This is a genomic window from Oleiphilus sp. HI0132, from assembly GCF_001635845.1.
In genome coordinates, this window is the sequence record NZ_LWGJ01000735.1 from 1 (window position 1) to 427 (window position 427).

A 427-nucleotide genomic window follows, 5' to 3' on the forward strand; every position below is an offset into this window, starting at 1 on the left:
GTGTCTTACGCGAAATCAGAAAAGATAGTCTGTTATCTGACCAGGCACTTTTCGCTTATTCAGTTGCTGCGACTAACCTTGGTCAGCACGGCTTGGCGCTCGAAGCTTTAACGTTGTTGAAAGAGCGCCCACAATTTACGCCCTGGTTACAGCAAGTGCCTTATGCTTTGTCCTATCTGTACGAGCAAATGGGTGAAACAAAGCTTGCACTCCAAAGCTACCGAGTGGCTGTTGAGCATTATGAATCTTTACAAGAGCGTTTTGGCAGACAAGCACAAGAGGTCGATGAGTCGCGTTTGATTGCCGCCTTGAACCTTTCACGCCCCTTAGGTGATGCGAAGTTAGTGAATGATGCCTATGGCATGCTAAATGTTCAGCCTAATGACTATAGCTTTGCACACCTTCTGGCAACGGATGCGTTTCAGCG

The 427-nt window shown here is 47.5% G+C and carries 1 protein-coding gene; it reads left to right on the forward strand.

Translation table 11 applies throughout. The annotated features are described in order from the left end of the window. A partial coding sequence (locus A3766_RS30760; RefSeq protein WP_197479452.1) for a hypothetical protein occupies positions 1 to 427 on the forward strand: 427 nt, incomplete at both ends.